The sequence below is a fragment of the Lentilactobacillus raoultii genome, from assembly GCF_900411375.1.
Classification (GTDB): Bacteria; Bacillota; Bacilli; order Lactobacillales; family Lactobacillaceae; genus Lentilactobacillus; species Lentilactobacillus raoultii.
On sequence record NZ_LS422986.1, the window covers coordinates 179,037 to 204,726 of the forward strand.

20 protein-coding genes, 1 pseudogene and 1 other annotated feature are annotated in these 25,690 nt (G+C 41.7%); of the genes and pseudogenes, 15 read left to right on the forward strand and 6 right to left on the reverse strand.

Annotated elements, in window-relative coordinates:
* Nucleotides 1-117 precede the first annotated feature (117 nt).
* A complete protein-coding gene (locus tag ED605_RS06540; protein ID WP_121978091.1) occupies nt 118-735 on the reverse strand; it encodes an anthranilate synthase component II in 618 nt (205 codons plus the stop codon).
* Complete coding sequence (locus ED605_RS06545) at nt 716-2,197, reverse strand: anthranilate synthase component I family protein (protein ID WP_121978092.1); 1,482 nt, start codon at nt 2,195-2,197, stop codon at nt 716-718. The genes ED605_RS06540 and ED605_RS06545 overlap by 20 nt, the downstream gene beginning before the upstream one ends.
* Before the next feature lie 1,062 nt (nt 2,198-3,259).
* On the opposite strand from ED605_RS06545, the gene aroF reads away from it, so the two are divergent.
* The 4 genes from aroF (at nt 3,260) to ED605_RS06570 (ending at nt 7,025) form a co-directional block, all read left to right on the forward strand.
* On the forward strand, nt 3,260-4,276 hold the full coding sequence (gene aroF / locus ED605_RS06550) for a 3-deoxy-7-phosphoheptulonate synthase (protein ID WP_121978093.1): 1,017 nt from the start codon (nt 3,260-3,262) through the stop codon (nt 4,274-4,276).
* On the forward strand, nt 4,273-5,352 hold the full coding sequence (gene aroB / locus ED605_RS06555; protein WP_121978094.1) for a 3-dehydroquinate synthase: 1,080 nt from the start codon (nt 4,273-4,275) through the stop codon (nt 5,350-5,352). Before aroF ends, aroB begins: the two co-directional genes overlap by 4 nt.
* A 153-nt stretch (nt 5,353-5,505) precedes the next feature.
* Nucleotides 5,506-6,276 carry a hypothetical protein gene (locus ED605_RS06560; protein ID WP_225419064.1) on the forward strand — a complete coding sequence of 257 codons (771 nt, stop codon included), beginning with the start codon at nt 5,506-5,508 and terminating at the stop codon, nt 6,274-6,276.
* A 446-nt stretch (nt 6,277-6,722) separates the two neighbouring features.
* Nucleotides 6,723-7,025 (forward strand): DUF3784 domain-containing protein, encoded by a 303-nt coding sequence (locus ED605_RS06570; protein ID WP_121978097.1) that lies wholly within the window; start codon nt 6,723-6,725, stop codon nt 7,023-7,025.
* Between the two features lie 165 nt (nt 7,026-7,190).
* On the opposite strand, the gene ED605_RS06575 is transcribed toward ED605_RS06570, so the two are convergent.
* Nucleotides 7,191-8,642 carry an NADP-dependent glyceraldehyde-3-phosphate dehydrogenase gene (locus ED605_RS06575; RefSeq protein ID WP_121978098.1) on the reverse strand — a complete coding sequence of 484 codons (1,452 nt, stop codon included), beginning with the start codon at nt 8,640-8,642 and terminating at the stop codon, nt 7,191-7,193.
* 501 nt (nt 8,643-9,143) lie between these two features.
* Here ED605_RS06575 and ED605_RS06580 point away from each other — a divergent pair.
* Entirely contained in the window at nt 9,144-10,523 is a 1,380-nt protein-coding gene (locus ED605_RS06580) for a glycoside-pentoside-hexuronide (GPH):cation symporter (RefSeq protein ID WP_121978099.1), read from the forward strand.
* A 96-nt stretch (nt 10,524-10,619) separates the two neighbouring features.
* Here ED605_RS06580 and ED605_RS06585 read toward each other — a convergent pair whose 3' ends face one another.
* A complete protein-coding gene (locus ED605_RS06585) occupies nt 10,620-11,354 on the reverse strand; it encodes a response regulator transcription factor (RefSeq protein ID WP_121978100.1) in 735 nt (244 codons plus the stop codon).
* A gap of 185 nt (nt 11,355-11,539) precedes the next feature.
* Between ED605_RS06585 and ED605_RS06590 the strand changes: the two genes are divergently transcribed.
* From ED605_RS06590 to brnQ, 9 genes and pseudogenes are all read left to right on the forward strand, one after another.
* The gene (locus tag ED605_RS06590; RefSeq protein ID WP_121978101.1) at nt 11,540-12,433 is read left to right on the forward strand and encodes a phosphate ABC transporter substrate-binding protein PstS family protein; all 894 of its coding nucleotides are present in this window, start codon (nt 11,540-11,542) and stop codon (nt 12,431-12,433) included.
* Between the two features lie 127 nt (nt 12,434-12,560).
* Nucleotides 12,561-13,523 carry a phosphate ABC transporter permease subunit PstC gene (pstC, locus tag ED605_RS06595; RefSeq protein ID WP_121978102.1) on the forward strand — a complete coding sequence of 321 codons (963 nt, stop codon included), beginning with the start codon at nt 12,561-12,563 and terminating at the stop codon, nt 13,521-13,523.
* Nucleotides 13,520-14,406 (forward strand): annotated as a pseudogene (pstA, locus tag ED605_RS06600) (phosphate ABC transporter permease PstA). The gene pstC and the pseudogene pstA overlap by 4 nt, the downstream one beginning before the upstream one ends.
* Before the next feature lie 9 nt (nt 14,407-14,415).
* Complete coding sequence (gene pstB / locus ED605_RS06605) at nt 14,416-15,210, forward strand: phosphate ABC transporter ATP-binding protein PstB (RefSeq protein WP_121978103.1); 795 nt, start codon at nt 14,416-14,418, stop codon at nt 15,208-15,210.
* Between the two features lie 13 nt (nt 15,211-15,223).
* On the forward strand, nt 15,224-16,006 hold the full coding sequence (gene pstB / locus ED605_RS06610; protein ID WP_121978104.1) for a phosphate ABC transporter ATP-binding protein PstB: 783 nt from the start codon (nt 15,224-15,226) through the stop codon (nt 16,004-16,006).
* A gap of 14 nt (nt 16,007-16,020) precedes the next feature.
* Nucleotides 16,021-16,749 carry a phosphate signaling complex protein PhoU gene (phoU, locus tag ED605_RS06615; RefSeq protein ID WP_121978105.1) on the forward strand — a complete coding sequence of 243 codons (729 nt, stop codon included), beginning with the start codon at nt 16,021-16,023 and terminating at the stop codon, nt 16,747-16,749.
* A gap of 318 nt (nt 16,750-17,067) precedes the next feature.
* A complete protein-coding gene (locus ED605_RS06620; RefSeq protein ID WP_121978106.1) occupies nt 17,068-18,837 on the forward strand; it encodes a phosphatase PAP2 family protein in 1,770 nt (589 codons plus the stop codon).
* A gap of 280 nt (nt 18,838-19,117) precedes the next feature.
* Complete coding sequence (locus ED605_RS06625; protein WP_121978107.1) at nt 19,118-20,305, forward strand: cation:proton antiporter; 1,188 nt, start codon at nt 19,118-19,120, stop codon at nt 20,303-20,305.
* Between the two features lie 110 nt (nt 20,306-20,415).
* Nucleotides 20,416-20,672 (forward strand) — a binding site (T-box leader).
* A gap of 81 nt (nt 20,673-20,753) precedes the next feature.
* Nucleotides 20,754-22,142, forward strand: coding sequence for a branched-chain amino acid transport system II carrier protein (brnQ, locus tag ED605_RS06630; RefSeq protein WP_121978108.1), 1,389 nt, complete (start codon nt 20,754-20,756; stop codon nt 22,140-22,142).
* Between the two features lie 164 nt (nt 22,143-22,306).
* Here the strand turns inward: brnQ and ED605_RS06635 are convergent, their stop codons facing one another.
* Complete coding sequence (locus ED605_RS06635) at nt 22,307-22,789, reverse strand: nucleoside 2-deoxyribosyltransferase (protein ID WP_121978109.1); 483 nt, start codon at nt 22,787-22,789, stop codon at nt 22,307-22,309.
* A 155-nt stretch (nt 22,790-22,944) separates the two neighbouring features.
* On the opposite strand from ED605_RS06635, the gene ED605_RS06640 reads away from it, so the two are divergent.
* Nucleotides 22,945-24,147 carry a Bcr/CflA family efflux MFS transporter gene (locus tag ED605_RS06640; protein WP_121978110.1) on the forward strand — a complete coding sequence of 401 codons (1,203 nt, stop codon included), beginning with the start codon at nt 22,945-22,947 and terminating at the stop codon, nt 24,145-24,147.
* A 101-nt stretch (nt 24,148-24,248) separates the two neighbouring features.
* On the opposite strand, the gene ED605_RS06645 is transcribed toward ED605_RS06640, so the two are convergent.
* Nucleotides 24,249-25,601: an aspartate aminotransferase family protein gene (locus tag ED605_RS06645; RefSeq protein ID WP_121978111.1), complete on the reverse strand. Its 1,353-nt coding sequence runs from the start codon at nt 25,599-25,601 to the stop codon at nt 24,249-24,251.
* Between the last annotated feature and the right edge of the window lie 89 nt (nt 25,602-25,690).

Sequence of the window (25,690 nt, forward strand, 5' to 3'; positions counted from 1 at the left end):
AATTCGTAAACCGATTCACGGTCGTTGTCCACGATGTAACCGCCCAATGATGATCAATTACGGCTTAAATCGTTGTCCGAACTGCGGTTTTATTTTTAAATCAAATTTGAAACTGGATTAATCACGGCCAGATAATTGGCGTGGCCGGTTGGTCGTGTGAACAATGGTTAAAAAGTTACGAATAATTTGAGCGCCAACCGCTGGGTCTGTCATGATGGATTCTGGGTGGAACTGAACACCATAAACGGCTTTGGTTTCATCCGCAATGGCCATGATTTCGTGATCTGCCGTTTCAGCAGTCACGGTAAGGGCTGCTGGGATTGTCTGGGAATCAACAATTAACGAATGATACCGGGCTGCTTCAAATTTTTTAGGACAATCGTCAAATAGCGGTGATGTCGTCGTAACAGTTATTTTTGAGGGTTTACCGTGCATCAGCTTGGGTGCATGGATCACATCCGCACCGTAAGCTTCCGCAATGGCCTGATGCCCAAGGCAAACACCGAGAATCGGAACTTTTCCTAAAAAGGCTGATAAAATTTCCGGCATCCTACCGGCATTTTCCGGTCGACCGGGTCCAGGTGAAAAAATGAGACTTTCAGGCTGACGATGGATCAGCTCGTTGACAGTTATCGCGTCATTTTTAACGACTTGGATCGGTTCTTTAGAAATTTGGCCGATCAGTTGATACAAGTTATAGGTGAAACTATCATAGTTATCGATCAGATAATGCATGACTCACATCTCCCTTAGTAGCCGTCTCTTTTAATGCATTCACAACGGCACTGGCTTTATTATTAAATTCCTGGTACTCATATTTGGCGACGCTATCGGCAACAATTCCAGCGCCGGAATGAACCACTAAGTGGGGGCCCTTTCGGTAGGACAAGCGAATCCCGATACATAAATCAAGATCACCATCAAACCCCAGATAACCGAGACAACCACCGTAAACGCCGCGTTTTCGATTTTCAAGGTTTCCAATTAACTGCATCGCCGAGATTTTAGGCGCGCCTGATAAGGTACCGGCCGGCAGTACGGCATTAATAATGTCAATGGTGGAAGCGTCGCGTTTGACGGTGCTTTCGACAACCGATCCCATATGCATGACGTTGGCAAATTTTAAGAGGTGTCGATAAGCCGTTACTTTGACCGACCCAAACTCGCTGACGCTGCCGAGATCATTTCTGCCCAAATCAATCAACATGTTATGTTCTGACAATTCTTTGGGACTGTGTTGTAGTTCAAATGCCAATCGATCATCTTCAGCTTGGGTTTTACCCCGCCGTCTTGTTCCGGCAAGTGGGTAGGTAAACAGTGTTTGACCACGCTTGGTGATTAAAGTCTCTGGCGATGCACCGATGGTTTCGAAGTCGCCGTGCCGAAAATAGAATTGATAAGGTGAGGGACTTTCTTTAAAAAGGGTTGGGGTAACGGCGAATAAGGAGCCAGTCATTTCGGCTTGTTGCGGATTTGATAAAATTAACTGAAAAATATCACCATCAATGATGTGCTGCTGAGTTTCATGAACTTTTTCAGTAAAAGTTGATAAAGAGAATTGCAGAGATAGCGGCGTCATTGAAAATTCGGGTAATGGGTGTCGACCATTGATGGATAAAATCTGCTGTTTTAATTGACCGAGGTGGGTTATGATCTCGTCATAACGATTATTTAGTTGAGCAGCAGGAACAATTTGGCTTAAAGTGACGGTTTTGGTGGCATGGTTATAAGCAATTACCTGATTAACCAAGACAAGATCAGCGTCGTTAAGCGCCATTGGGTCCGCGACATCAGGAAGGGGTGCAGTGGTCGCATATTTGGCATAGTCGTAACTAAAATAACCAGCCAGGCCACCTAGAAATGGTGGGAGATCATTTAAAACGGGGGTTTGATGTTGCTTTAGGATCTTTTCAAGGACCGGTTTCAAAGCAATTGTTTCATGTGAAACATGCCCCTCCTTGGTTGTTGTCGTGAGCACACCGTCACGGTAAGTAAATGATTCAACAGGATTAAAGCCGATAAAGGTATAGCCATCTTCGGTTTTCTTAGGCTTTCCAGTTAATAAAAAGCAGGGATGCTCCGGCTGGTCAAAGGTTTGAGTAACCGCAATTGGGTCAAAATCAGTTGCTTGAAACTGAAGTGTTACAGGAATTGCCGGGTAGTTCTTAGCGAGTTGTTCTAATTGTTCGATTGTCATAAATGGTTAGCCTCCAATTTTTTAAAATCTGATGATTAAAAAATAGTCGGCTGCCATCGTTTAGTTGTGCGTTTCATGTTCAGTGAACCCTCCGATCAAACTAATTTCAAAATAAAAATCCGTCCAAAACAAGTTTTTACTTGTTAAGGACGGATTTTTCCGCGGTGCCACCTTAATTTAACGGGTTGGCAAATGAGGCGACCTAACCGGCCGTTTTAACCGACTCGTTACCCTTGGCGAGATGCCAACACATCTCCGACAACTGACGTCTGTCTGAACGTTTCTCCGTACTGAACATGCCGCTTTCAGGAGAACCCTCTGTGGTCCATTTAACTGCCTGCGTTCGATCGTTTTCTCAGCAATCACGACTCTCTTTACGTGCACAACAATCTTGATCTCCACATCAATGGTTTATTTAGGAACGACTATTTGATTGACAATAGAATAGGGCAATTCTCATAAAATGTCAAGAATTTATAGAAATCTAATCTCATTGTTTTTAAAAATAACTGAATTGAATCAATCGAAAAGCCGAATTGCTTTAGGTAATCAAAAAATATTGTGGGCTCATTTTTTATTTTATAGATGAGGAGTAAACCTGCTTAATCTTTGACATGATTGGCTTTTGAGTGGGGGAGAAGTTTGCTGAATAACCGAACATTTAGTTTAAATAAGTGGCTTATTTTACGAAATTTGAAATCTTTTTATTGACAAGCCTGAAAATAAATTATATGCTAACAACAATTAAAATTTAACTTTTTAAGGAGATTCTAATCATGGCGAAGATCAATCGAAAAATTAATCGATTTTATTACTACTGGTTTTGGTAGTGTCTACATCGTACAGGATGCGGACACTTGTCAGCAATCCTGTGCGACCAGTAGTTTTTCAGCATGATTAAATCGGTCACACAGTAAACGATCAAAATACTGCGGGACCGATTCAGACAGAATCTCGATAATAACACGAAAGAACTCCCGTGGTGTTTTGAACACTGCGGGAGTTTTATTTTATACAGTTTTCGGTTTTAAAATTTGAAAAAAATGAAAAGAGGATGTTAACATGATTATTATTATCAAAGCAGGTCAGGAACACATGATTGATGAACTTCAAAAGCGATTTGGGACCACAAATGATGTCTTTGTCCATCAAAATCGCGTTGCCTTGGAAGGAATTACCGAAACTGACTTAACGCCGGATGAACGCGCAGCAGCTGAGCAAATTATCGATAATCCGCCTAAAGCAGTTCAGGGGAGTCGACTATTTCATCTCGAGGATACCATTGTCAAAACGGCGCACAGTGAAATTGGTGGTCGCCACTTTACCATGATGGCGGGACCTTGTTCGGTTGAATCAGCTGAACATGTGATGAAAATGGCGGCGGTTGCCAAACGTGGCGGCGCAACCGTTCTTCGAGGTGGGGCTTTCAAACCACGAACTTCACCTTACTCTTTTCAAGGATTGGGTGAAGATGGTTTGAGGTATCTACGGGCAGCCGCTGATGCATACGATTTGGACGTCTTAACCGAGGTTATGGACCAGGATCATGTTGACATGATCGCCCGATACACCGATATTTTTCAAATTGGTGCCCGAAACATGCAAAACTTTTCACTGCTTAAAGCGGTCGGAAAAACCCGTATTCCGGTCATGTTAAAACGGGGAATGTCCGCAACCATTGATGATATTTTAAATGCTGCTGAATACATTGCGGCAGGTGGTAATCATCAGATTATGATTACGGAACGTGGCATTCGGACGTTTGATAATCAATACACCCGTAACACGCTGGATGTTGGAGCCGTTCCAGTTCTCCAAAAACTGACTCATTACCCAGTCATCGTTGACCCAAGTCACGCTGCCGGTCACACTGAATTTGTAACACCCGAAGCACTTGCCGGGGTAGCTGTTGGCGCTAGTGGTCTAGTTGTTGAAATTCATGATGATCCTGCCCATGCCTTTTCAGATGGCGCCCAAGCATTAAAGCCCGATGAATACCTTGAAATGGCACGCCAAGCATTTGCAATTCGTAACACATTAACGACACCAGTTGAAGAAAAAAGTGAGGTTGAATTATGAAAATTATCAAAGTGACTTTACCCGATCATTCATACAATGTTGAAATTGAAAGTGGCATTTTAAGTTGTACCGGTCAGTTAGTTTCAAGTGTCTGGGATGAAAGAAAGATTGCGTTGGTCAGTGACAGTAATGTTGCCCCCCTGTACCAACAAAAAGTTTCGGATGCACTGATCAGTGTCGGCTTTACTGTTCATAACTACCAGTTTCCAGCCGGTGAAGCTTCTAAATCGCTTGAAGTATTGGCTGATTTGACCCGAGAATTGGCGGCTGACGGCTTTACCCGAGACGATGGTGTGATTGCATTAGGTGGCGGGGTTACCGGTGATTTGGCCGGTTTTCTTGCCGCAACGTACATGCGGGGAATCAGCTTGATTCAGATGCCCACTTCATTATTGGCACAGGTAGATAGTTCGGTTGGGGGCAAAACGGCCGTTGATTTAGACACTACCAAAAACATCATTGGTGCCTTTTATCAACCGGACTTGGTGATTATTGATCCGGAAACTTTAACCACCCTGGATCGTCGGGACTTAGTTGAGGGCTATGGTGAAATTGTCAAAGAGGCCGCCTTAACGGATGGTAAACTTTGGGAATTGGTTAAAGAAATTGAGTCACCATCTGCCATTCTGGAGAATGCTGAAGAGCTAAGTCGTTTGTCAATTCAATACAAAGCTGATGTTGTTATGGGTGATGAAAAAGAAGGCGGTCTTCGTCAAGTCCTTAATTTCGGCCACACAATCGGGCATGCAATTGAGGCTTTGGCAGACGGCGATCTTCGTCACGGTGAGGTTGTCAGTGTTGGGATGGTGGCCATAACGCGTATTTTTGAAGAAAAGGGACTCACCCAAGCGGGCGTCACGGAAAAGCTGATTAATCGTTTGGATGCTGTCGGATTACCGGTAAGTTCGCCACTTCTGGAATCGAGTGATATTTTTGATAAGATTAAAAATGATAAAAAGAATCATACCGGTCATTTAAATCTGGTTTACCTACATCAAATTGGCGGTCCAGCGATCAAATCAATTCCGTCTGAAGAAATTCGAGACTTTCTAAACATTAAAGCACTTCAATCATAACCATGGGCATGTAGTTATATGCCATCAGAAAAAGTTGGGACAAGAATTAGACCTTGTCTCAACTTTTTTGGCCGTTTTTAACTCTTGGTGGATCTCATGGCATGTTAGAATAACTACTGATTAGATTTATGAATTAAAGAAAGAAGAATCGCTATGGCAAAATTACGGCCCTCACTTCCAGACTTTTCATTTACAACGATGGCGGATTATCGTCGCCGGCTTGAACAAACAGTCAGGTGGGCATTGCCGATTGGGGTGAACTTAGTTGCACGAAATTTTGCACGCTCCACTGCGAGTTCATATTGGTTGCTGCAGAAACAGTCAAATTGGGGAATTCAATGGCTAACGCTTAGAATTGCCACCCATCCGGTTTGGTTAAAACAAGCTCAGCAATTAGAAATATTATGGTCGAACCCACGTGACTTTGACCTGCTTGGGCGACTTTTGAAAACACATTTGATGCAAACTGAAATGCAGCCGTTTTATTTTCAAATGAGCGTGGTCGATCTCAGTACATTAAAACTTTTGGTTGAATTAGAACATCACCAATTGATCTGGTTTATCAAACTGACGTCTAAAATTGCCCAGGCGCACAAACAGCAGCGGTTCGATTTGATAACGGATTTTCCCAAGGCCACTTTGCTGTTAGGTGATCGAAACAATGCCAATCATTTATTACGCAGAATTGATCACCCTAAGTTTCAGCATCAACTAGCACTATTTTATGGACAGAATTTATTATTTTCACAATTTACGAAGCACCAACTACTAAAACTGTTACCGACAAATCAATGGTTGCAGCCAATTGTGGGCGCAGAAGGCGTTCCCAGGGATTGGCAATCTCAATTAAAAGAAATTTATGGCAATGAATTTGTGACGGTCTGCTTCACTGAGATGAAAAATCAGATATGCAGGTTAACATAATGAGAGTTTGTGATTAAAATGGAAAAATGATAGTCAAGCAGATTAATTATTTTCGATCTTTAGTTAAGCTGAAGAGATTAATTAACAAAATATTTGTGAAACAATTAATTATTGAGCTAAAAGATGATACAATATACTTATAATAAAACGCTTACATCTAATTGATAAAGCTCAACGATTAAAGCTTTTCGATAATTTTAGTAATTAATCAGTATTGAAAAAATCTTTAGTGGAAAGGTCGAATGATAATGAACATGCCATTTACAAAAACGTTATTACTTTTTTGTGGTGAAATGGTTGAGATGATATTGATTACTGGGGCCTTTATTTTATTAGGCACCAAAGCGGTTAGCATTAACTCATTAATATTTTTATTAGTCGTTCTAGCGATTCTGGTATATCAGTTTATCTATTTTCATCGAAATCGAGGTAAGGGAGAATAAAGAATGGCAATTTTGGGATTAATCATCTTGACAATCCTATTTTGGGGATTGGGCATTGCATTTAGGCATGGCAAATTACTGTTTTTGATAGCGGGTAACAATGCTGCTCGAAAACCGTATGATCAAAAGTCATTATTTGCGGGACGAATTGTTGGATTGATCATGCATGTTGCCGGTATCTTAACAGCACTGATAGCGATTCCCAATATACCTGAAATCTATTATTTAGGAGCCACCATTGGATTTATTATTTTTCTGATAATTGCGTCGGTTTATCTTAATAAGCAGATTGGAAAAATGGATTAGAAAATTTATCTCAAGTTACCTAAGGGGGAAGAGTGCCCCTGCTCTTAATTAAGAGCAATGTAGAAATATATAAAAGCCAACGGGTTCAAACCAGTCTTTTAAACTGATTTGAGTCCGTTGGCTTTTAGAAGTACGTTTTGTTTTGCGTGTTTTTGTTCATTAGGATCATTTAAGATTCATCACGGTTAATTTCTCACGAGACATTGACAACAGACTGTTGTGAACACCCTGAGTGCCCATTCCAGAAGACTTCACGCCTAGGAATGGGAAGTTATCAGGTCCCCGTTCCGGTCGGCCGTTGACCTGGACGGTGCCAACTTCAATAGCCCCCGCAATTTCCAGTGCTTTATCGATATCTTGAGTAAAGACACTGGCCTGCAGTCCAAAATTAGACTTATTGGCAAGTTGAATCGCCTGGTTGACTGAATGGACTCGAATAATTGGTAGAACCGGACCAAATGGTTCTACCCAAGCAATATCCATGTCTTCGGTGACGTGATCCAACAGCGTTGGTGCCAATAGGTTTTCCTTACGCTGATTACCAGTTACTAGGGTGGCACCCTTATCCATTGCATCATCAATCAATCCTTGGACGAAATCGGCTGATTTGTTATCGATCAATGGAACAATCATGCGATTATTTTTTGGTGATCCAACGGAGAGGGCATCAACTGCTTTTTGTAATTTAGCAACCAATTGATCGGCAACCTGATCATCAACTAAAACCCGTTTAACGGCTGTGCATCGTTGACCAGAATAAGAAAAGGCCCCACTGATGATGTTTTTAACCGTTAAATCAAGATCGGCATCTTGGCAAACAATTGCTGGATCCTTACCGCCTAATTCCAAGACCAGTGGAATCATAATCGATTTTTGAGAAAGGTGTTTACCGGTTCGGGTACTGCCCGTAAAACTAATCATGTTAATGCCGGGATGTTCAGTTAAGTAGTCACCAATTTCTGAACCTCGACCGGTGATCAGACTTAAAATGCCGGATGGAATGCCGGTGCGATCCAAGGCTTGAATCATTTTAATCCCACTAATCGATCCTTGAGTTGCTGGTTTGAAGATCACACCATTTCCAGCCATGAGTGCCGGTGCGATTTTTGAAGCGGCTAAATTAACTGGATAGTTGAATGGTGAAATGGCAAGCACGACACCGAGCGGGACTCGTTCAATAATGCCGAGTTTTTCTTTTGAGCCGCCGGGAAAACCATCCCCACGGACGCTTTCACCATGCATGTGCAAAGCTTCTTGAACGGTGTATCGAATTAAATCGATTGTCCGGACGACCTCTTTTTCAGCATCGGCGTAATTTTTGCCAACCTCGGTCATAATCGAAGTTGCGAGACTTTCCTTATCTTTTGCCAGCTCCTGTGCCCATTGATTTAGGTATTGACCACGTTCGCCTAAAGATAGTGTTGCCCATTCATGCTGGGCATTTTTGGCGGCTTGGATACTTTGATCAACCTCTGATTGAGTAACAGCTTGAACATGGCCGATAACGTCACGTTGCCAAGGCGAGTGAATCGCAATAGTTTCATGCGATTCACTTGGCTGCCATTGACCGGCCAGATAGGCTGGATAAGTGGTAACATCATTTTCTACATGATCCATGTACCAAACTCCCTTCTAAAAAATCATTTTCTTAAGCAGAATGAAAATAATATGAATTTATTATTGAACATTTTACAACTTATTTTCGATAAAAGCTACTTTATTTTCAGAAAGATTTAAAAAATAATTAGTTGAATTTACAGAGAAACGCATCTAACTAACTATTGTAATTTTGAAATTTCCTTATAGATGAAGGGTAGACACGATTACTATCATTATGAAATCGGAAAAAGGCCTTCCATAATTTTAAGATAGTAAAAGTTTATTTTATGTAATCAGATATCTATTTTTTGAGATTAGTTTTCATACTAAATAAATAACTGAAAATGTTGAAAAAGCTGTTAATTAAAATATTGTTTTTTGTAAAAAGTGTTTAAGGTGGCTAATATACTGGTGTTTATACTCTTTTAGATATTGTAAACGGGGTTGAAATCAATTATTTTCTAACTTATAATAAGCGTATTTTCACAAACTGATTATTTTATATTGGAGGTTTGTTTATTGGAATTAAATGAAGAGGAAAACGAGGCGGTTGCTAAGCTACCGGTTTTTGAAAAGATAAGTTATGCGTTTACTGATATGGCAGGAAATTTACTATACGTCAGTATGTCCAGTTACATTCTTTATTTCTATACAGACGTTTTTAATATTCCGGTTTCAGGGGCTGGTGTGATTATTCTGCTGGCCAGTATTGTTGATGCAGTTAGTGCCATTTTATGGGGGTCTATCGTAGATCATACGCACACGAGGTGGGGACAAAGTCGACCCTACTTTTTATGGTTAGCAATTCCCTTCGCTGTTTGTACGTTACTGGCATTTTCAGCGCCCAATCTGCAAGGGACTGCTAAGTTAATATATGCCGGTTTGACATATATTTTGGCGGCTGGCGTGGTTTATACCGGGATTCAAACAACGATTACTGCCATTTTGCCAAATTTGACATTGGATGCCAAGGAACGAATTGGTGCCAATTCCTATCGAATGGTGGGCAGCTTGGTCGGATCATTTTTAACCAGTACTTTTACGCTACCGCTAGTTGCATTCTTTGGGAATGGCAATAACAAGCTTGGTTTTACAATTACCATTTCGATTTTTGGGGTCATCACGGTTCTGTTACTGTTAACGGCCTTTAAGAACCTGCGGGAACGGGTACCGGTTAGTAAGAAATCGGTTTCCTTCAAACACAGTTTAAAGGCGACCGTTGGCAATGTGCCATGGTATTTGTTAGTTAGTGCCTTTGCGATTTTTTGGATTGCTCAGGCTGATCGAAATAGTTTTTCAACTTATTATGCGAAATATAATCTGGGAAATGCCCAACTAGCTTCGGTTTTTAATGGCTTACAGGTGCTGGGAGTTATTTCAAGTATCTCAATTCCGTTTGTTGTTAAGATCACCAACAAGACCGCAACCATGTTGATCGGTTTAGCAATTGGTGCTGCTGGTCAAGCCCTGATGGCAGTTGTTAGCAGTAACTTTGTGATGGTTATTATTGCCTGGTCCATTGGTGTCATTGGTTCTTCGTTTGCCATGTCAATGCCGTTCGCAATGCTTGCGGATACAGTTGATTTTGGCGAATGGAAGAGTGGTTATCGAGCCCCAGGCTTTCTAACGGCAGTCGGTAGTGCGTTCTGTATTCAGTTAGGATCAGGTTTTGGCAGTTTTATTCCATCTAAAATCTTGTCAGCTTCAGGATTTGTTGCTCATCATACTCAGACGGCGCAAGCTTCTGCAGCCATTAGTTTCTCGTTTATTTGGCTGCCGGTTATTATCTATGCCATCGTGGCCGCGATTATGATTTTCTATTTTAAATACGAACGAATGGAATCTCAAATCAAGTCGGATTTATTAGCTCGTGCGGAAAAACGGGAAGTTGACAACTAAAAATTTAAGGTGACATTCAAAGTCACTTAAGGATCACTAAAATAAGCTGAGTCGAGTTCGAGACCTGATGTTGGTCTTGAACCTGACTCAGCTTATTTATGATTTAGCCTGGCTTGTATTGGTAGCTCTGTTTTCAACTTTAAAAAGATAGCCAAAGCCGCGAATGGTTTTAAGCATTTGGGGGTTTTTAGGCTGTTTTTCAATTTTTTTTCGCAGATTACTGATATGGGTATCGATAATTCTTAAAGTCGCGCCACTGGTATTTCCCCAAACGGCTGAGGCAATTTGGGTTCGGCTTAAAACCGTGTTGGCATGACTGATAAAGAATAATAGTAATTTATATTCAATTGGGCTTAAACTCAGGCGATCATGACCGTTCTTGACTTGAAATTTATCCAAATCAATTTTTAAATGACCAGCGGTAAGATTGCTGTTGGCTTGCCCCTGCTTAGTAATTTGCAGACGGTCTTTATTTTGATAGACCCATACTTTTTGAACAATTCTGGCAGCAATTTCTTCGATTGGTGATTTTTGAATATAGTCGTCTAAATGATAGTTCAAAAAGTAGCGACAAATTGTTTCAACGGGCTCGGCGGTTTGATCCAGTAATAGAATCGGTCCGGCAACCTGGCTTCTCATGATTTGAATTTCCGAAGGGTTTTTAGGCAGTGCAATGCTGTTTAAATCCCAGACGACACCGGAAATTTGCTGTAGGAGATGTTCGAGTGGTTCAAAAGAGACGCGCATTTTAATGCTAAAGGAATTTAACATTTTTTTGAGCTGATTGGCTAGTTGTAAATCTTGACTGATGAGTAGAATTTCCAATGGCATCTATTCTTCCTCCATTTTAGATAAATTGATTACATCTTAAGTTATGCCATACTTTTAACTAAAATCGGTGATATTTACGATACTTTTACATAATCGAAACTCGATATTTACATGACGTTGATATATTAAGGCTGTACTTAAATGAGTACCAAAAAATGGGTTTCAATTTAGGAGGAAATCATATCATGAAAAAAAGATCCTTTTTTTCAGCAATCGTTGCGTTATCTGCTATGGGGGTTCTACTTGCCGGATGTGGTTCAAATAGCGCCGACTCATCAAAGAAGTCATCTTCTAGTTCCAATGTTAAAATTACGGCCGTTGGCTCAACCGCACTTCAGCCATTGGTTGAGCAGGCTGCCAGCGACTACCAAAAAGATAACAGTAAAGTAAACATTTCTGTTCAAGGTGGTGGTTCCGGTACCGGACTGAGTCAAGTCCAAGAAGGCGCGGTCACAATTGGAAATTCTGATATTTTTGCAGAACAACAATCAGGAATTAAAGCTAACAAATTAGTTGACCATAAGGTGGCAGTCGTTGGAATGACACCAGTCGTTAACAAGAACGTTGGCGTTAAGAATCTTACGATGGCTCAGTTAAAAGGGATTTTCACTGGGAAATATAAGAACTGGAAACAAGTTGGCGGTAAAAATGAAAAGATCAATGTCGTGAACCGGGTTGCCGGAAGTGGTACTCGAGCAACATTTGAAGGGGCAGTCTTGGAAGGTGCTAAAGCCATCAAGACTCAGGAGCAGGATTCAAACGGAACGGTTCAAAAGATTGTTTCAAGTACACCTGGGACCATCAGTTACCTAGCCTTCTCCTATGTTAATAACAAAATTGAAGCGCCATCCGTTAACAACGTTAAACCAACGGATCAAAACGTTGAAACTAATAAATGGAAGATTTGGTCATATGAGCACATGTACACTAAGGGCCAACCTAACGCTGCAACAAAGAAATTCTTAAACTATATGAATTCCAGCAAGGTTCAGGATGGCTTAGTTCAAAAACTTGGTTACATCAGTATTCATGACATGAAAGTTCAAAAGAATGCCAGCGGTGCAGTGACAAACAAATAACAGTGTTTAAAATCACCTAAGTAGCGTGGCTATGGTGGAGGCTGGAGGCAAGTTTGTGTTGTCTCCAGCCTCTCGCCGCTTTAAAGAGGTTATGACTGAACAGCTTTAAATTAGGAGGTATCAATGTATGGAAGGGATTAAATCAGAAACTGACGATAAACTGAAATTGGATGGGATCAAAAAAGAACTGCAGCATCCTTCCAAGGCGACCCATCAAGATTATTTTGGTAAAACGATCAGCTACGTTTGTATCACATTTGTTGGGTTGCTGGTCTTGTCAATTTTGTATTTTATTACAACACGCGGCCTGGCAACTTTTACTGAGAATCACGTGAGTCTATGGGCATTCTTGTCTGGTAAAAATTGGAATCCAGGGATGCTTGATTCTCATGGGCAGCCTGAAGTCGGGGCACTGCCGATGATTGTAACGTCCTTTTGTGTAACGGTATTGGCAGCACTGGTTGCCACACCATTTGCCCTTGGGGTTGCCTTATTCATGACAGAAATTTCGCCAAGACGCGGGACTAAATTTTTGCAGCCGGTGATTGAATTATTGGTCGGCATTCCATCAGTTGTTTATGGATTTATCGGCTTATCAGTTATTGTGCCATTAATTCGTCACACATTTGGTGGAACCGGATTTGGGATTCTTGCCGGAACAACGGTCCTGTTCGTCATGGTATTGCCAACGATCACGTCACTGTCGATTGATAGTATTCGGTCAGTACCAATGTACTATCGTTCCGCCTCATTGGCGCTGGGAGCTACCAGATGGCAAACCATTTATAAAGTGGTGTTACGAGCAGCAACTCCCGGGATCTTAACGGCGATTATTTTTGGGATGGCCCGGGCATTTGGTGAAGCACTGGCTGTTCAAATGGTGATTGGTAATGCCACTTTGATGCCGCACGGTCTTTTAACCCCATCATCGACTTTGACCAGTCAATTGACAACCGGCATTGGGAATACCACTATGGGGACACTTCCCAACAATGCGTTGTGGTCATTAGCACTGATTTTACTATTAATGTCGTTAGTCTTTAATGTTCTGGTTCGATTTATTGGAAAGCGAGGTAGCTTAAAGAAATGAACTCAAAAACTGTAAACAACGTTGCCACCAGCGTTATCTATCTGCTTGTGGCGGCGGTTGTCGGGATTCTGGTTTTCTTACTCGGGTACATTTTGATAACTGGGGTGCCACACGTTTCAATACACTTCTTGACATCCGCTGCCCAATCCTTTAGGGCCGGGGGCGGTATTCGCGATCAACTATTTAATTCACTCTATTTACTGGTACTGACACTGATTATTTCGTTTCCAATTGCATTGGGATCAGGAATTTATTTATCTGAGTACGCACCAAACAACTGGTTTACCAGTCTGATCAGGACAGCCATCGAAGTACTGAGCTCACTGCCATCGGTTGTCGTTGGTTTGTTTGGTTACCTATTATTTGTTATCCGTTTCAATTTAGGATTTTCAATTTTAGCAGGTGCGATTGCGTTAACATTCTTTAATTTACCGTTACTCACAAGAAGTATCGAAGAGTCTTTGGAAGACGTGCCAGATTTGCAGCGGGAAGCCGGTCTCTCACTTGGCCTCTCCCGCTGGAAAACGATTACCGGAATTGTCTTTCCGGCGGCACTACCGGGAATTTTAACCGGTATTATCCTAAGTGCCGGTCGAGTTTTTGGTGAAGCCGCTGCCTTAATTTACACGGCTGGTCAAAGTGCGCCAACTGTGAGTTACTCAAACTGGAATCCTTTCAGTGCCGCCAGCTTTTTGAATCCAATGCGACCAGCTGAAACGTTGGCTGTTCACATTTGGAAAGTCAATACAGAAGGTGTAACACAGATGCATTGCAAATTTCCAGTGGTGCTTCAGCCGTTTTAATTGTCGTGATTTTACTATTTAATTTGTTGGCACGGTATTTGGGGAACTGGGTCTTTAAGAAAATGACGGCTGCTAAGTAGGAGGAAATTATGCAAACTTATTCTTTTGATAAAACTCATATTGTTAATATTCCAACCGAAAAGGCGCTGACAACCGAGAACTTGCAGGTGTTTTATGGGGATAATCACGCCATGCATGATGCCAGCCTTCAATTTCCAAGGTATCGGATTACGGCACTGATTGGTGCTTCAGGATCCGGAAAATCAACTTACCTGCGATGTTTAAACAGAATGAACGATACGATCGCGACCGTTAAAGGTAAAATCATGTACCGAGGAACGGATATTAACAGTAAAAAAATTAACGTTTATGAAGTTCGGAAACACATTAGTATGGTTTTTCAACGCCCAAATCCGTTTGCCAAATCAATTCGTGAAAATATCACCTTTGCGTTAAGACGAAACGGTATCAAAGATAAACGAGAATTGGCTTACCGAGTTGAAAACAGTTTGAAGTCGGCAGCACTTTGGGATGAAGTCAAAGACGACCTTGATAAAAGCGCACTGGCTTTATCCGGTGGGCAGCAACAGCGGCTTTGTATCGCTCGCTGTGTGGCAATGAAACCGGACATTTTACTCTTAGATGAACCCGCCAGTGCACTTGACCCGATTTCAACTGCTAAAATTGAAGAAACTCTAAAAGAATTGCGAAAAAGTTACACCATCATCATCGTGACACACAACATGCAACAAGCATCACGGATTGCTGACTACACGGCTTTCTTTCATATGGGTCATGTTTTGGAATATGATAAAACAGAAAAAATTTTTACTAATCCACAGATAAAAGCAACCGAAGATTATATTTCTGGAAACTTTGGCTAAAGGGGGCCGACCAATGGAAAAATCAGTAACGAAGCCAGTAACTAAACAAATTATTACTTCAGAAGATGTGCATTTGTATTATGGGTCGTATGAGGCCCTCCATGGGATCAATCTTGATTTTGCGGAGCATGAAATTACAGCGTTAATCGGGCCATCCGGATGTGGGAAGTCGACTTACCTACGATGCTTAAACCGGATGAATGATTTAATTCCGGACGTGACAATCACCGGCTCTATCCAATTGGAAGGAAAAGACATTTATGCACCCAAGGTTGACGTGGTTGAGTTGAGAAAACGCGTTGGCATGGTATTTCAACAACCTAATCCCTTTCCATTTAGTGTTTATGAAAATGTGGCTTACGGCTTAAGGCTGGCCGGTGTGCGGGATAAAAGCCTTCTGGATGAACGGGTTGAAACCAGTCTAAAACAGGCCGCCATTTGGGATGAGGTTAAAGATCATTTATACGATAATGCCTTGTCGTTTTCTGGTGGTCAACAACAGCGAATTTGCGTTGCCCGGGTATTGGCAGTTCAACCAGAAGTGATTTTGCTAGATGAACCCACTAGCGCGTTAGATCCGATTTCCAGTGCCAAAATTGAAGATACGTTACTAAACATTCACGATAAATATACCGTCATTATTGTGACTCATAATATGCAGCAGGCATCTCGGATTTCCGATCGCACCGCCTTCTTATTGAACGGTGATTTAGTTGAGTATAATCAAACAGAAAAATTATTTATGAATCCAGATAAAGAAGAGACGAGTGATTACCTGAATGGTAAATTTGGATAGGGGAGTGATCGAGAATGAGAGCATTATTTGGTGATGAATTAAAAAAACTACATGGTCGATTTGTTGAAATGGGGCTGAATATTAGTGAACAAATTTATAATTCAACCCAGGCCTTTATTGAACATGATAAAAAGTTGGCTCAAGAAGTGATCGATGCGGATACCAATACCAATGGCGAAGAAATGGATCTCGAAAAGCAGGCGTTAAAATTAATTGCACTACAACAACCGGTGGCAACTGATTTTCGAGTGATCATCAGCATTTTAAAAGCCAGTTCTGATTTGGAAAGAATCGGGGACCATGCTGTCAGCATTGCCCGAGAAACGATTCGAATGAAGGGGCAGGCCCGGATCCCGGGAGTTGAAAAAGAAATCGCCAAAATGACGGAACAGGTTCGCGATATGTTGGAAAAAGCCCTTGACGCTTATTCGAAAAATGATGAGTTGGCGGCTCGAAATTTATCCAAAGAGGATGTTGACGTCGACAAGCAGTATTTGTTGATTCGAGATGAGATTACCAAGTCGGTTCATAACGACACTGAGACAGTTCAGTCAAGTTCCAGTTACTTTTTGGTGATTCGATTACTGGAAAGAATTGGGGATCACATTGTTAATCTGGCTGAATGGATTGTTTATAATACCAGTGGGAAGATCGTTGAATTAAATCCAGGCAAAGCTAATCCAGAATTAGTCAGGCGACTTTATTCAGGGATTATCGACCCACAGAGAACCACTAATAAGTGAGCTGATCAATCGCAAACCAAACTGCAAACTAGTTTCCGAAATCAAGAACTTGTTCGCAGTTTGGTTTGCGATTATTTTTTACATACTTTTTACAGATAATTAGCTGATGATTTACACGATGTGGTTATCCTAATAGTTGAAAGGTGAATGATTATCAGGACGTTTTATTGAGGGACGGTGAAAATCATGTCAACGGTGCTGAACGAAATGAGACAGACGCCCAAAATTGGGTGGATCATCTCACTTGCTGTGTTGACCATTATTGTGATTCTGATAAGCATTTCATAATAATCAAATGATTACTTGGAGGGTAAGTTAATGGGAAATCGAACAAAGTCAAAATCATTAATTAAGGGTGCATTGAAGTGTGCCTTTTTCCTGTCGATCGTTGGGGTTGCATTTTCAGGTCAGAGTGTCGTTACTCACGCAGCTAAGAGTTCGGCAAGCCAGGCTTTAGATAAAGCTTTGACGCCGGCGAAGGGACCGTATGGCTATTTTGTAGATCACTACAAAGAAAATGTTAAAGCTAATACGACACCAGAAAATAATCCGGCAATTTCGATTTTTAATAATACGTTTTTAACTTATTGGTCACCAGATGGCACCAAGAAAAATGCCCCTTTGCTTCAAGAAAACCTGGATAAATCAATCCAAATCACTAATCATGAAACGCAGGCTGAAATTGATCGTTCCTATCTGACGGATCGGCGGGATCTTCGATACAACTTAATCAGTGGGTTGGGACCCTACGCCAATGCATTCATCAATGATGCGAATGCCCAAACGGACTTCAATAGTATCCCTAGTTCACCGCTTCCCGCAAATTCACCATACAGTTCCATGAAGTGGGCGGATGAAAATTCAAAATTAGGGTCAGTGGTTAAATTAGTGAACCTTGATGAAGATTCCGACTGGTCAAGTACTGGGACACCAAAAGCCTATATTAAATACGTGCGCCCTTACCGGTTAAGTAACCAGGTGAAGGTCAATCCGTATTTAGCAAATGTCATGGCAGCGGCTAAACAAAATGATTATGATTTTCCAAGTGGCCATACGACAGCCGCCTTTGAAACTGGTGAGAGTCTTGCTTATGTTTTCCCACAACGTTTCCAACAATTAATTACCCGTTCCTCTGAAGTAGGGTATGATCGAGTCTTAGCTGGCCGACATTCGCCATTTGCGGTGATTGGTGGCCGAGTACTTGGAACTGCTATGACAGCTGCCACATTAAATGATCCTGCTAATAAGCAGTTAGCCGATCAGGCTTATCAAGATGCCCAAAAGCAGCTAAGCAAAGCCAGTGATCCGAGTGAAAAAGATTCCTTTGCCAACTATGAACAAAACCTGAAAGATTATACCTATCGGCTGACTTACGGCTTCAAACCAATCAGCAGTACTACTAAACCAATGGTTGTCCCGAAAGGTGCTGAGGTCCTCTTAAAGACCCGATTCCCTTACTTGTCAGATACGCAACGCCGAGAAGTTCTTTACACAACTGGTTTGCCGTCCGGGTACCCAATGCTCGATGATCCTGAAGGGTGGGGTCGACTGAACTTATTTAAGGCAGCTAATGGTTTTGGCGAATTACTTACCAATACGACAGTTAAAATGGACGCCTCAAAAGGTGGCTTTGAAGCCAATGATACTTGGAGGAATGCTATTTCAGGTAAAGGCGGCTTGACAAAAGACGGTTCAGGAAAGCTAACGCTGCTTGGAGATAACACCTATAGTGGCGGCACAACGGTGGCCGATGGATCACTGATTGCCGCTAATGACCACGCACTTGGTAAAGGCAGTGTTAAACTTAACGGCGGATCTGTTAAACTAAGCGCCAAACATGTGACAATTAATGGTGATTATACGCAAGGAAATAAAGGCACACTAACAACAACTGACGGTAGTCATCTAACAGTTTCAAAAACGGCTCATCTAAACGGGAACCTGGTTCTCGATGGAAAATCCGGTTCAAATGGAACAGTTCTAACGTTCAATAAACGGGTTGGTAAATTTGATCACGTCACCCTGCATGGATTTGGCAAAGGTGCCCACCTGGTTTATTCTGATAAAGCTGTTAAAGTTGTTCGTTAAGCTGATTGTTAGCTCGAGTTCGCGGTTTTTGGTTGGTTTGTGATTTTGAGATTGGTTGACTTTGAAAACAAACCAGCTTATATTGAATTTAACTAACGTTCACGATTGTTTAATTCAATTTATCGTTAGTTCTCGAGGAATGTCAGCGATAAATCAAATCAATTTTTCTAAATTTAATCCCTTGAGACCAGTTTGGTTTTGAGGGATTTTTGTACATAATCATGATAAAAGCTGATCGTCAAGACTTCCTTGGGAATCTATGTTGAAGGGAGCATCAGGAATGACTTTTATCGGGACCTTGTGTCTATTATTGATTTTAACGACTCTGGCAGGCCATCTTTCGAATCGGCTTAAAATGCCCTCAGTGATTGGTCAAATATTAGTCGGAATCTTAGTTGGCCCTGCGATGTTGAACATGGTCCATCTCAATGCATTACTGAATACTTTTTCACAAATCGGTGTGATCATTTTAATGTTTATTGGCGGGTTGGAGAGTAATTTATCGTTGTTAAAAAAATATCTGCGGCCTGCCGTGATTGTTGCCATAATTGGTGTTATTTTTCCAGTTATCCTCATTGGCGCCGCGAGCCTGGCGTTTTCTTTTGAACCGATGGTGGCCGTGTTTATTGGGGTGGTTTTTAGTGCAACCTCCGTTTCGATTTCTGTTGAGGTACTTAGAGATTATCAATCTTTGGATACTAAGGAAGGGGCAACTATTTTAGGTGCTGCCGTAGCTGATGATATTATTGGCGTTATCCTGTTATCAATCATGATCAGCATCATGGGTACTCAGGGTGCTGCTGCAGGGTCATCTTTGATTGGGTTACTCTGGATTGTGATTGAACAACTGGCTTTCTTTGGTCTGACTTACTTAATGGTTAAGTGGATTGTTCCGTACTTGATGCGGGTTGGTGAAAAATTATTAATGGCGTCAAGTGTCACCATTACCTCAATGGTGATTTGTTTGGGGATGGCCTGGCTGGCAGATTTGGCAGGACTCAGTGGGGCAGTCGGAGCTTTCTTTGCGGGAATTGCGGTGGCTCATACACCTTATCGCAACATTATTGAAAACCATATGGAACCGATTGGCTATGCCTTATTTGTCCCGATGTTTTTTGCCTGTATCGGTTTAAATATGTCCCTCACTCATTTAGGACACTCCTTGGGATTCGTTGGGGTTTTAACTATTTTGGCGTGTCTTAGTAAGTTATTTGGCTGTGGTCTGGGTGCTTTAATAAACGGATTTGATATTCACAGTAGTTACATGATCGGCAGTGGCATGATTAGTCGTGGTGAGATGGGACTGATTACATCCCAAATTGGGTTTTCATCCCACTTGGTTTCCGAAACTAATTATTCAGTTTTAATTTTAGTGATTATTTTGTCGACAATGATCGCACCGTTTTTGCTGAAGCATGCCATTCATCATTTGCCACAGTCCGGAAAAGTTGATTTACCAATGGTTTAAGTCGAATACCAGCCACAGCGTAATAAGTTATTTTCACATTTTTTAAGAAAAACCCTTGACATTCTCATGTTAAGTCAATAGAATCTTAGACAATGACAACAAGATATTCGAAAAAAACGATGCGTAGAAGAGTAGTTTTTATGACGATTTGAAGAGAATCCCAATTTGGTGCGATGGGGTAATCGAATTAAAAATGAAAGTAGTCTACAAGTTGTAACTATGATTTCAATGGTAGTAGTTACTGGGAATGCGCCCATTACCGCAATGGAGTATCGCTTAAGTTTATGAGCCTAAGCCGTACTTTTTGAGCTAATTATTGTGAGATAATTAGGAACAAAGGTGGTAACACGTTGAAAACGTCCTTGACTGTTAAAAAACAGTCAAGGGCGTTTTTTGTTGTCAGGTTAAAATTCGGTTAATTAATGATCTTTTAGGAGGGAATTGTAATATGGATAAGAGAATTCGTTTAACGCGTAAGCAATATATTATTACCGCCTCGCTACTATTCGGGATGTTCTTTGGTGCCGGAAACTTGATTTTCCCAATTCATTTGGGGCAAATGGCAGGTGCCAACTGGTTACCGGCCGCAATTGGGTTTTTAGTTTCCGCAATTTGTCTGCCATTACTTTCAATTTTGTCGATTAGTATGACTGAAAGTAACAGTATGTATGATCTGGCATTGCCTGCCGGAAGAATTTTTGCACTGGCGTTTTTAATTTTAACGCATTCTTCACTGGGGTTGTTAATTGCCTCGCCACGGACAGCGACTGTTACATTTTCAATGGGAATTCAACCGTTTATTCCAAAAGCTTGGACCCAAATGAGTTTATTGATCTTCTCAATCTTGTTTTTCGGGGCAACTTTATTACTTGCCTATAATCAAAATAAGATTACTAGAAACGTTGGTAAAATTTTGAATCCAATTTTAGTGTTGCTATTGGCATTCCTATTCTTCGTTGCCTTTTTCATCAAGGGCAACGAAATGCACAGTATGCCACTTTTACCAACATCTGGTAAGGGGACTGGCTCTTTAATTAATGGGTTTCTTCAAGGTTACAATACCATGGATGCTCTGGCAGGCCTTGGATTTGGGGTTACAATTGTGACAGCCTTAAAATTGTTTGGCCAAAATAATAATGATGATCGCTCAAAATCGGTTGCTAAAATTGGCGCGCTAACAATGGGCTTTGAAGCATTAATCTATGTCTTTTTAATCGCGCTTGGTGCTTCCAGTTTGTCCTATACTAAGCTAAGTGCCGACGGTGGAACCGCCTTTACCACGATTATGCAGCACTATACCGGCATGGCTGGTGCTTCAATTTTGGCAGCTTTGACGCTGATTGCCTGCCTAACGACCTCCATTGGTTTGATCACATCGTTGTCCCAGGATTGGGGGCGGCGGTTCCCACGAATCGGTTACCATAAGTTTCTGATTTTTGCGACAATTGTTTCTTTCTCGATCGCTAACTTTGGTTTGGACCAGATTATTCTTTATTCATCACCGATTTTGAGTTTCCTTTATCCGTTAGCCATTGCTTTGATTATCTTGGGCATTATGAATCCGTTGATTGGCCGACGGAAGTTGATTTATCGAAGTACCATTTCATTAACTATGATCCCGGCGATTCTTGATCTGATTCATAATCTGCCACCGGTATTTGCTAAAATGCCACTCTTCTCAGCAATTAATTCATGGGCGGGGGCAACTATCCCACTTTATAGTGTTGGACTAGACTTTCTGCCATTTATGTTGATTGGCCTCTTGGGAAGTTGGGCAATTTCTAAGTTCGCTAAAGAACCGATTCCAAGTTCCGAAGATACGATTCACAATGATTAATTCATTTGAACTCATTGATAACATAGAACATTTGTCAGTGCTAATTGGGGCACAACACATATAACCATAACCATAGACAAAATTCGACCGACTTGACGATGCTATTTAATAAGTCGGTCGAATTTTTTAGTTGGTAAGCTAAAGGTGGAAATGGTTCACTGACTTTAAAGCACTTTTTTATCAGTATACCGGGTTTCCAAATTATTAAAATCGTATTCTTTAATGTGTGAGACATCATTTTGACCATTAAAAAAGGCGGTGTAACTTCTGGCCAGCATGAGGTTGAGCTGACTGTTGGTGCCAAATTGAACCATAATCACCGGTACATTCGCTTGGTAGGCGGCGCCAATTTCAAAGATTGTCCCAGAATCCGGTTCTGTCAAGCCCTCTTCAAGTTGGTAATCAAGAATTGCCACTACCACGTCGGCTTTACGAACTTGACGCATGTCAGAAGCAAAGACAGCGTCTTGCCACTTGAAACTGCCAAACGGCTCCTGTTCAAATTGATGATCCTGAGGGATGAAGATTCGATCTGAATCGATAGTTGGATTTTGTTTAAGCAGTGCGACCACTGTTTCAATTCGCTTTTTTTGACCGTCGCTGAAAAACGGCGAAGCTAAATAGACTGAGTTTTGATGGGTTGCCATAAATGAGTCATCCTTTCCTTGAAAAACAGTTAGTTAACCATATTGTACACGAAATCTCAATCGAAAAGGAACCAAGTCACTAATGAACCCTCAGGATCACATTCCGTTGTACAATGAGTAATAACTATCAAGCAATTATGATGGGAGGGGATCAAATGGCCACCAACCGGGTTCAACCACGAATGGGAAACGTTGGTTTCATCATATTTTTGGCGTTATTAAGTGCTTTTGTACCGTTATCAACCGATTTATATTTACCAGCACTGCCGACAATGACAACATTTTTCAACGTTTCTGAGATTATCATGAATTTAACTTTGATATTATTCTTTATTTTTTATAGCATTGCCACGTTAGTTTGGGGACCTTTAAGTGATCGGTATGGTCGACGGCCGATTTTACTGATTGGACTGGCGATTTACGCGCTGGCTGGTGTTTTGTGTGGGATTTCAACCTCTGCCGTAGAAATCATCCTGTTTCGGGTATTGCAGGCAATTGGCGGTGGGGTGGCGACAACCATTGCCACGGCCATTATCAAGGATGTTTATACGGGGCGCAAACAGGAAACCACTTTGGCTATCGTTCAGTCCATGGTGGTTATCTCACCAGCCTTAGCACCGGTGATTGGCTCACTTTTGCTGACATTTATTTCTTGGCGGGGCATCTTCTTTACTCAAGCACTTTTGGGATTGGTAGTTGTTTTCGGGGCCTTTATCTTTCAGGAAACTCATGATACGTCCAAGGAACAGGTTAGCGTGTTGCATTCACTGAGTCGATTGGGTGTTTTGATGAAGAATCCAGCTTTTTCCGCGATGCTGGTTAATTTTTCGGCCGTTTCGATTATTTCATTAAGTTTTATTTCCTCATCCTCCTACATCTTTCAGGTCCGCTTTGGGTTAAGTAGTCAGGCGTTTAGTTACTTTTTTGCTTTTAATGCGATTGGGATGCTGGTTGGTCCGTTGCTATACATTCGATTATCGAAATACATTGATCGAATGGTCATTCTCTATGCCTGCTTTTTCCTCGGGATTATTGGTGGGGTATTAATTTTGGGATTTGGATTAAACAACCCCTATTTATTTGCTATAACCGAATTGCCAGCAACCTTAGCTAGTTCAGCAAGTCGGCCGCCGGCAACTTATTTGATTTTAAAACAGCAGGAAAATGACAATGGGTCGGCTTCGTCATTATATAGTGCTGGCGGAACAATTATGGGCAGCATTGGCATGGTGGTTGTCTCGTTAGCCAATCACTGGCCGGTGTTGATCATCGCATTGATTGACGTCGTTATTAACGTCTTGTGTGTCGTCGGCTTATACGCAACGCTGAGAGGTCTTAGAGATCGAATTAGACTTTAAATTAGCACAGGGATTTTAAATTTAAAAAGCCGGTTCCAACCTGCCACGTAAATGGTAAGTCAGGAACCGACTTTTGATTTTATCCAATTGCTGCTATAAAATTACCAACCGATTTTACCGGTATCTTTTGGCAATGAAACACTGCCATTTTCAACTGCCGTAAAGGCGTCATCCAATACTTGAAGGGCCTGGTCAAGTTGCTTTCGGGGAATTACCAACGGCGGCTGGAACCTTAAGATATTACCGGCGAGAGTAATAATCACAACGCCGTGATCAAACGCATAGTAAATCACTTTAGTGGCAGCGTCGTTAGCCGGTTCTTTGGTGTCCCGGTCCTTAACGAGTTCGATACCACCATTTAGGCCCCACATCCGAACATCACCAATTAAGGGATGTTTCTTTTGCATGTCAAGAAAACGCTGTTTGGCATAGGCGCCATCCTTTGCAGACTTTTCAGCCAAGTGATCATCCCTGATGACATCTAACGTGGCTAACGAAGCGGCAGAACATACCGGATTCCCTGAGGTGGTAAAAAGGTGGGCTGGGGCATCCAAGCTCTGCATAACCTCTTTCTTGCCGATGACCGCACTTAACGGCATGCCGGAAGCCAAAGATTTGCCAACGGACATTAAATCCGGTTCAATATTTTGATACTGTTGAATCCCCCACATTTTACCGGTCCGACCTAATCCCTGATTAACTTCATCAACGGCAAATAGGATGCCATTATCATGACAAAATTTATAAACCAGCTGCATGTATTCTTCGGGTGCCTTCACAATGCCGCCGTCACCCTGAATTGGTTCGATCAAAACACAAGCCGTTTCGTCAGCGGGGAGAAACGATTCAAATGGGGCTTTAAATGCGTCGAAATACCGCATGGCAACATCGTGTTCACTTTCGCCCGAATAGCGACGGTAAAGATCCGGATAGGGCACATGGACCACGCTTGGAAGCATTGGCCCGATTTTGCGGGTCATATTTAAGCTGGTACCGGAAAGCGTTTGTGAGCCGTAAGTGGAGCCATGATAAGAACCCATGTAAGAAACAATGTATTGTCGCCCTGTATAGGCCCGTGAGAATTTAATAATTGCATCGTTGGCATCAGAACCTGAGTTACCAAAACTAACCATCTTGGGTGAATTTCCCGGTGCGATTTCAGCTAGTCTTTTTGCCAGTTCAATTCCCGGCACGTGATGAAAGTACGCTGGCGTGTAATGAATCAGCTTTTGGGCTTGGTCACTAATCGCCTTGACCACTCGGGCGTTGGTATGGCCGACGTTAATGGCCGAAGCACTGGCCAATAAGTCAATATAGTGGTTACCGTCAACATCGACCAAGGTTGCGTCGTGCGCATGGTCAATTACCAGATCATAATAATTAATTCTTGAGGAACGCGCGTAATAATTATTTTCTTCATTAACCAATCGTGACGCTTTTTCCAGATTACTCATGAGAATTATCCCCCTTGTTTATGTACAAAAACATTGGCATCCTGAGCCATTCAAACACAATGTGTCAGAAACGCGAGATAACCAATGTT

Excerpts from the sequence above, each read along its gene's own strand:
- ED605_RS06545 (WP_121978092.1), bottom strand. The coding sequence starts at position 2,197 with ATGACAATCGAACAATTAGAACAACTCGCTAAGAACTACCCGGCAATT.
- ED605_RS06570 (WP_121978097.1), top strand. The coding sequence starts at position 6,723 with ATGGCAATTTTGGGATTAATCATCTTGACAATCCTATTTTGGGGATTG.
- pstB (WP_121978103.1), top strand. The coding sequence starts at position 14,416 with ATGCAAACTTATTCTTTTGATAAAACTCATATTGTTAATATTCCAACC.
- brnQ (WP_121978108.1), top strand. The coding sequence starts at position 20,754 with ATGGATAAGAGAATTCGTTTAACGCGTAAGCAATATATTATTACCGCC.
- ED605_RS06625 (WP_121978107.1), top strand. The coding sequence starts at position 19,118 with ATGACTTTTATCGGGACCTTGTGTCTATTATTGATTTTAACGACTCTG.
- ED605_RS06585 (WP_121978100.1), bottom strand. The coding sequence starts at position 11,354 with ATGCCATTGGAAATTCTACTCATCAGTCAAGATTTACAACTAGCCAAT.
- pstC (WP_121978102.1), top strand. The coding sequence starts at position 12,561 with ATGGAAGGGATTAAATCAGAAACTGACGATAAACTGAAATTGGATGGG.
- ED605_RS06640 (WP_121978110.1), top strand. The coding sequence starts at position 22,945 with ATGGCCACCAACCGGGTTCAACCACGAATGGGAAACGTTGGTTTCATC.
- ED605_RS06635 (WP_121978109.1), bottom strand. The coding sequence starts at position 22,789 with ATGGCAACCCATCAAAACTCAGTCTATTTAGCTTCGCCGTTTTTCAGC.
- aroF (WP_121978093.1), top strand. The coding sequence starts at position 3,260 with ATGATTATTATTATCAAAGCAGGTCAGGAACACATGATTGATGAACTT.
- phoU (WP_121978105.1), top strand. The coding sequence starts at position 16,021 with ATGAGAGCATTATTTGGTGATGAATTAAAAAAACTACATGGTCGATTT.
- ED605_RS06590 (WP_121978101.1), top strand. The coding sequence starts at position 11,540 with ATGAAAAAAAGATCCTTTTTTTCAGCAATCGTTGCGTTATCTGCTATG.
- pstB (WP_121978104.1), top strand. The coding sequence starts at position 15,224 with ATGGAAAAATCAGTAACGAAGCCAGTAACTAAACAAATTATTACTTCA.
- ED605_RS06645 (WP_121978111.1), bottom strand. The coding sequence starts at position 25,601 with ATGAGTAATCTGGAAAAAGCGTCACGATTGGTTAATGAAGAAAATAAT.
- aroB (WP_121978094.1), top strand. The coding sequence starts at position 4,273 with ATGAAAATTATCAAAGTGACTTTACCCGATCATTCATACAATGTTGAA.
- ED605_RS06620 (WP_121978106.1), top strand. The coding sequence starts at position 17,068 with ATGGGAAATCGAACAAAGTCAAAATCATTAATTAAGGGTGCATTGAAG.
- ED605_RS06560 (WP_225419064.1), top strand. The coding sequence starts at position 5,506 with ATGGCAAAATTACGGCCCTCACTTCCAGACTTTTCATTTACAACGATG.
- ED605_RS06540 (WP_121978091.1), bottom strand. The coding sequence starts at position 735 with ATGCATTATCTGATCGATAACTATGATAGTTTCACCTATAACTTGTAT.
- ED605_RS06575 (WP_121978098.1), bottom strand. The coding sequence starts at position 8,642 with ATGGATCATGTAGAAAATGATGTTACCACTTATCCAGCCTATCTGGCC.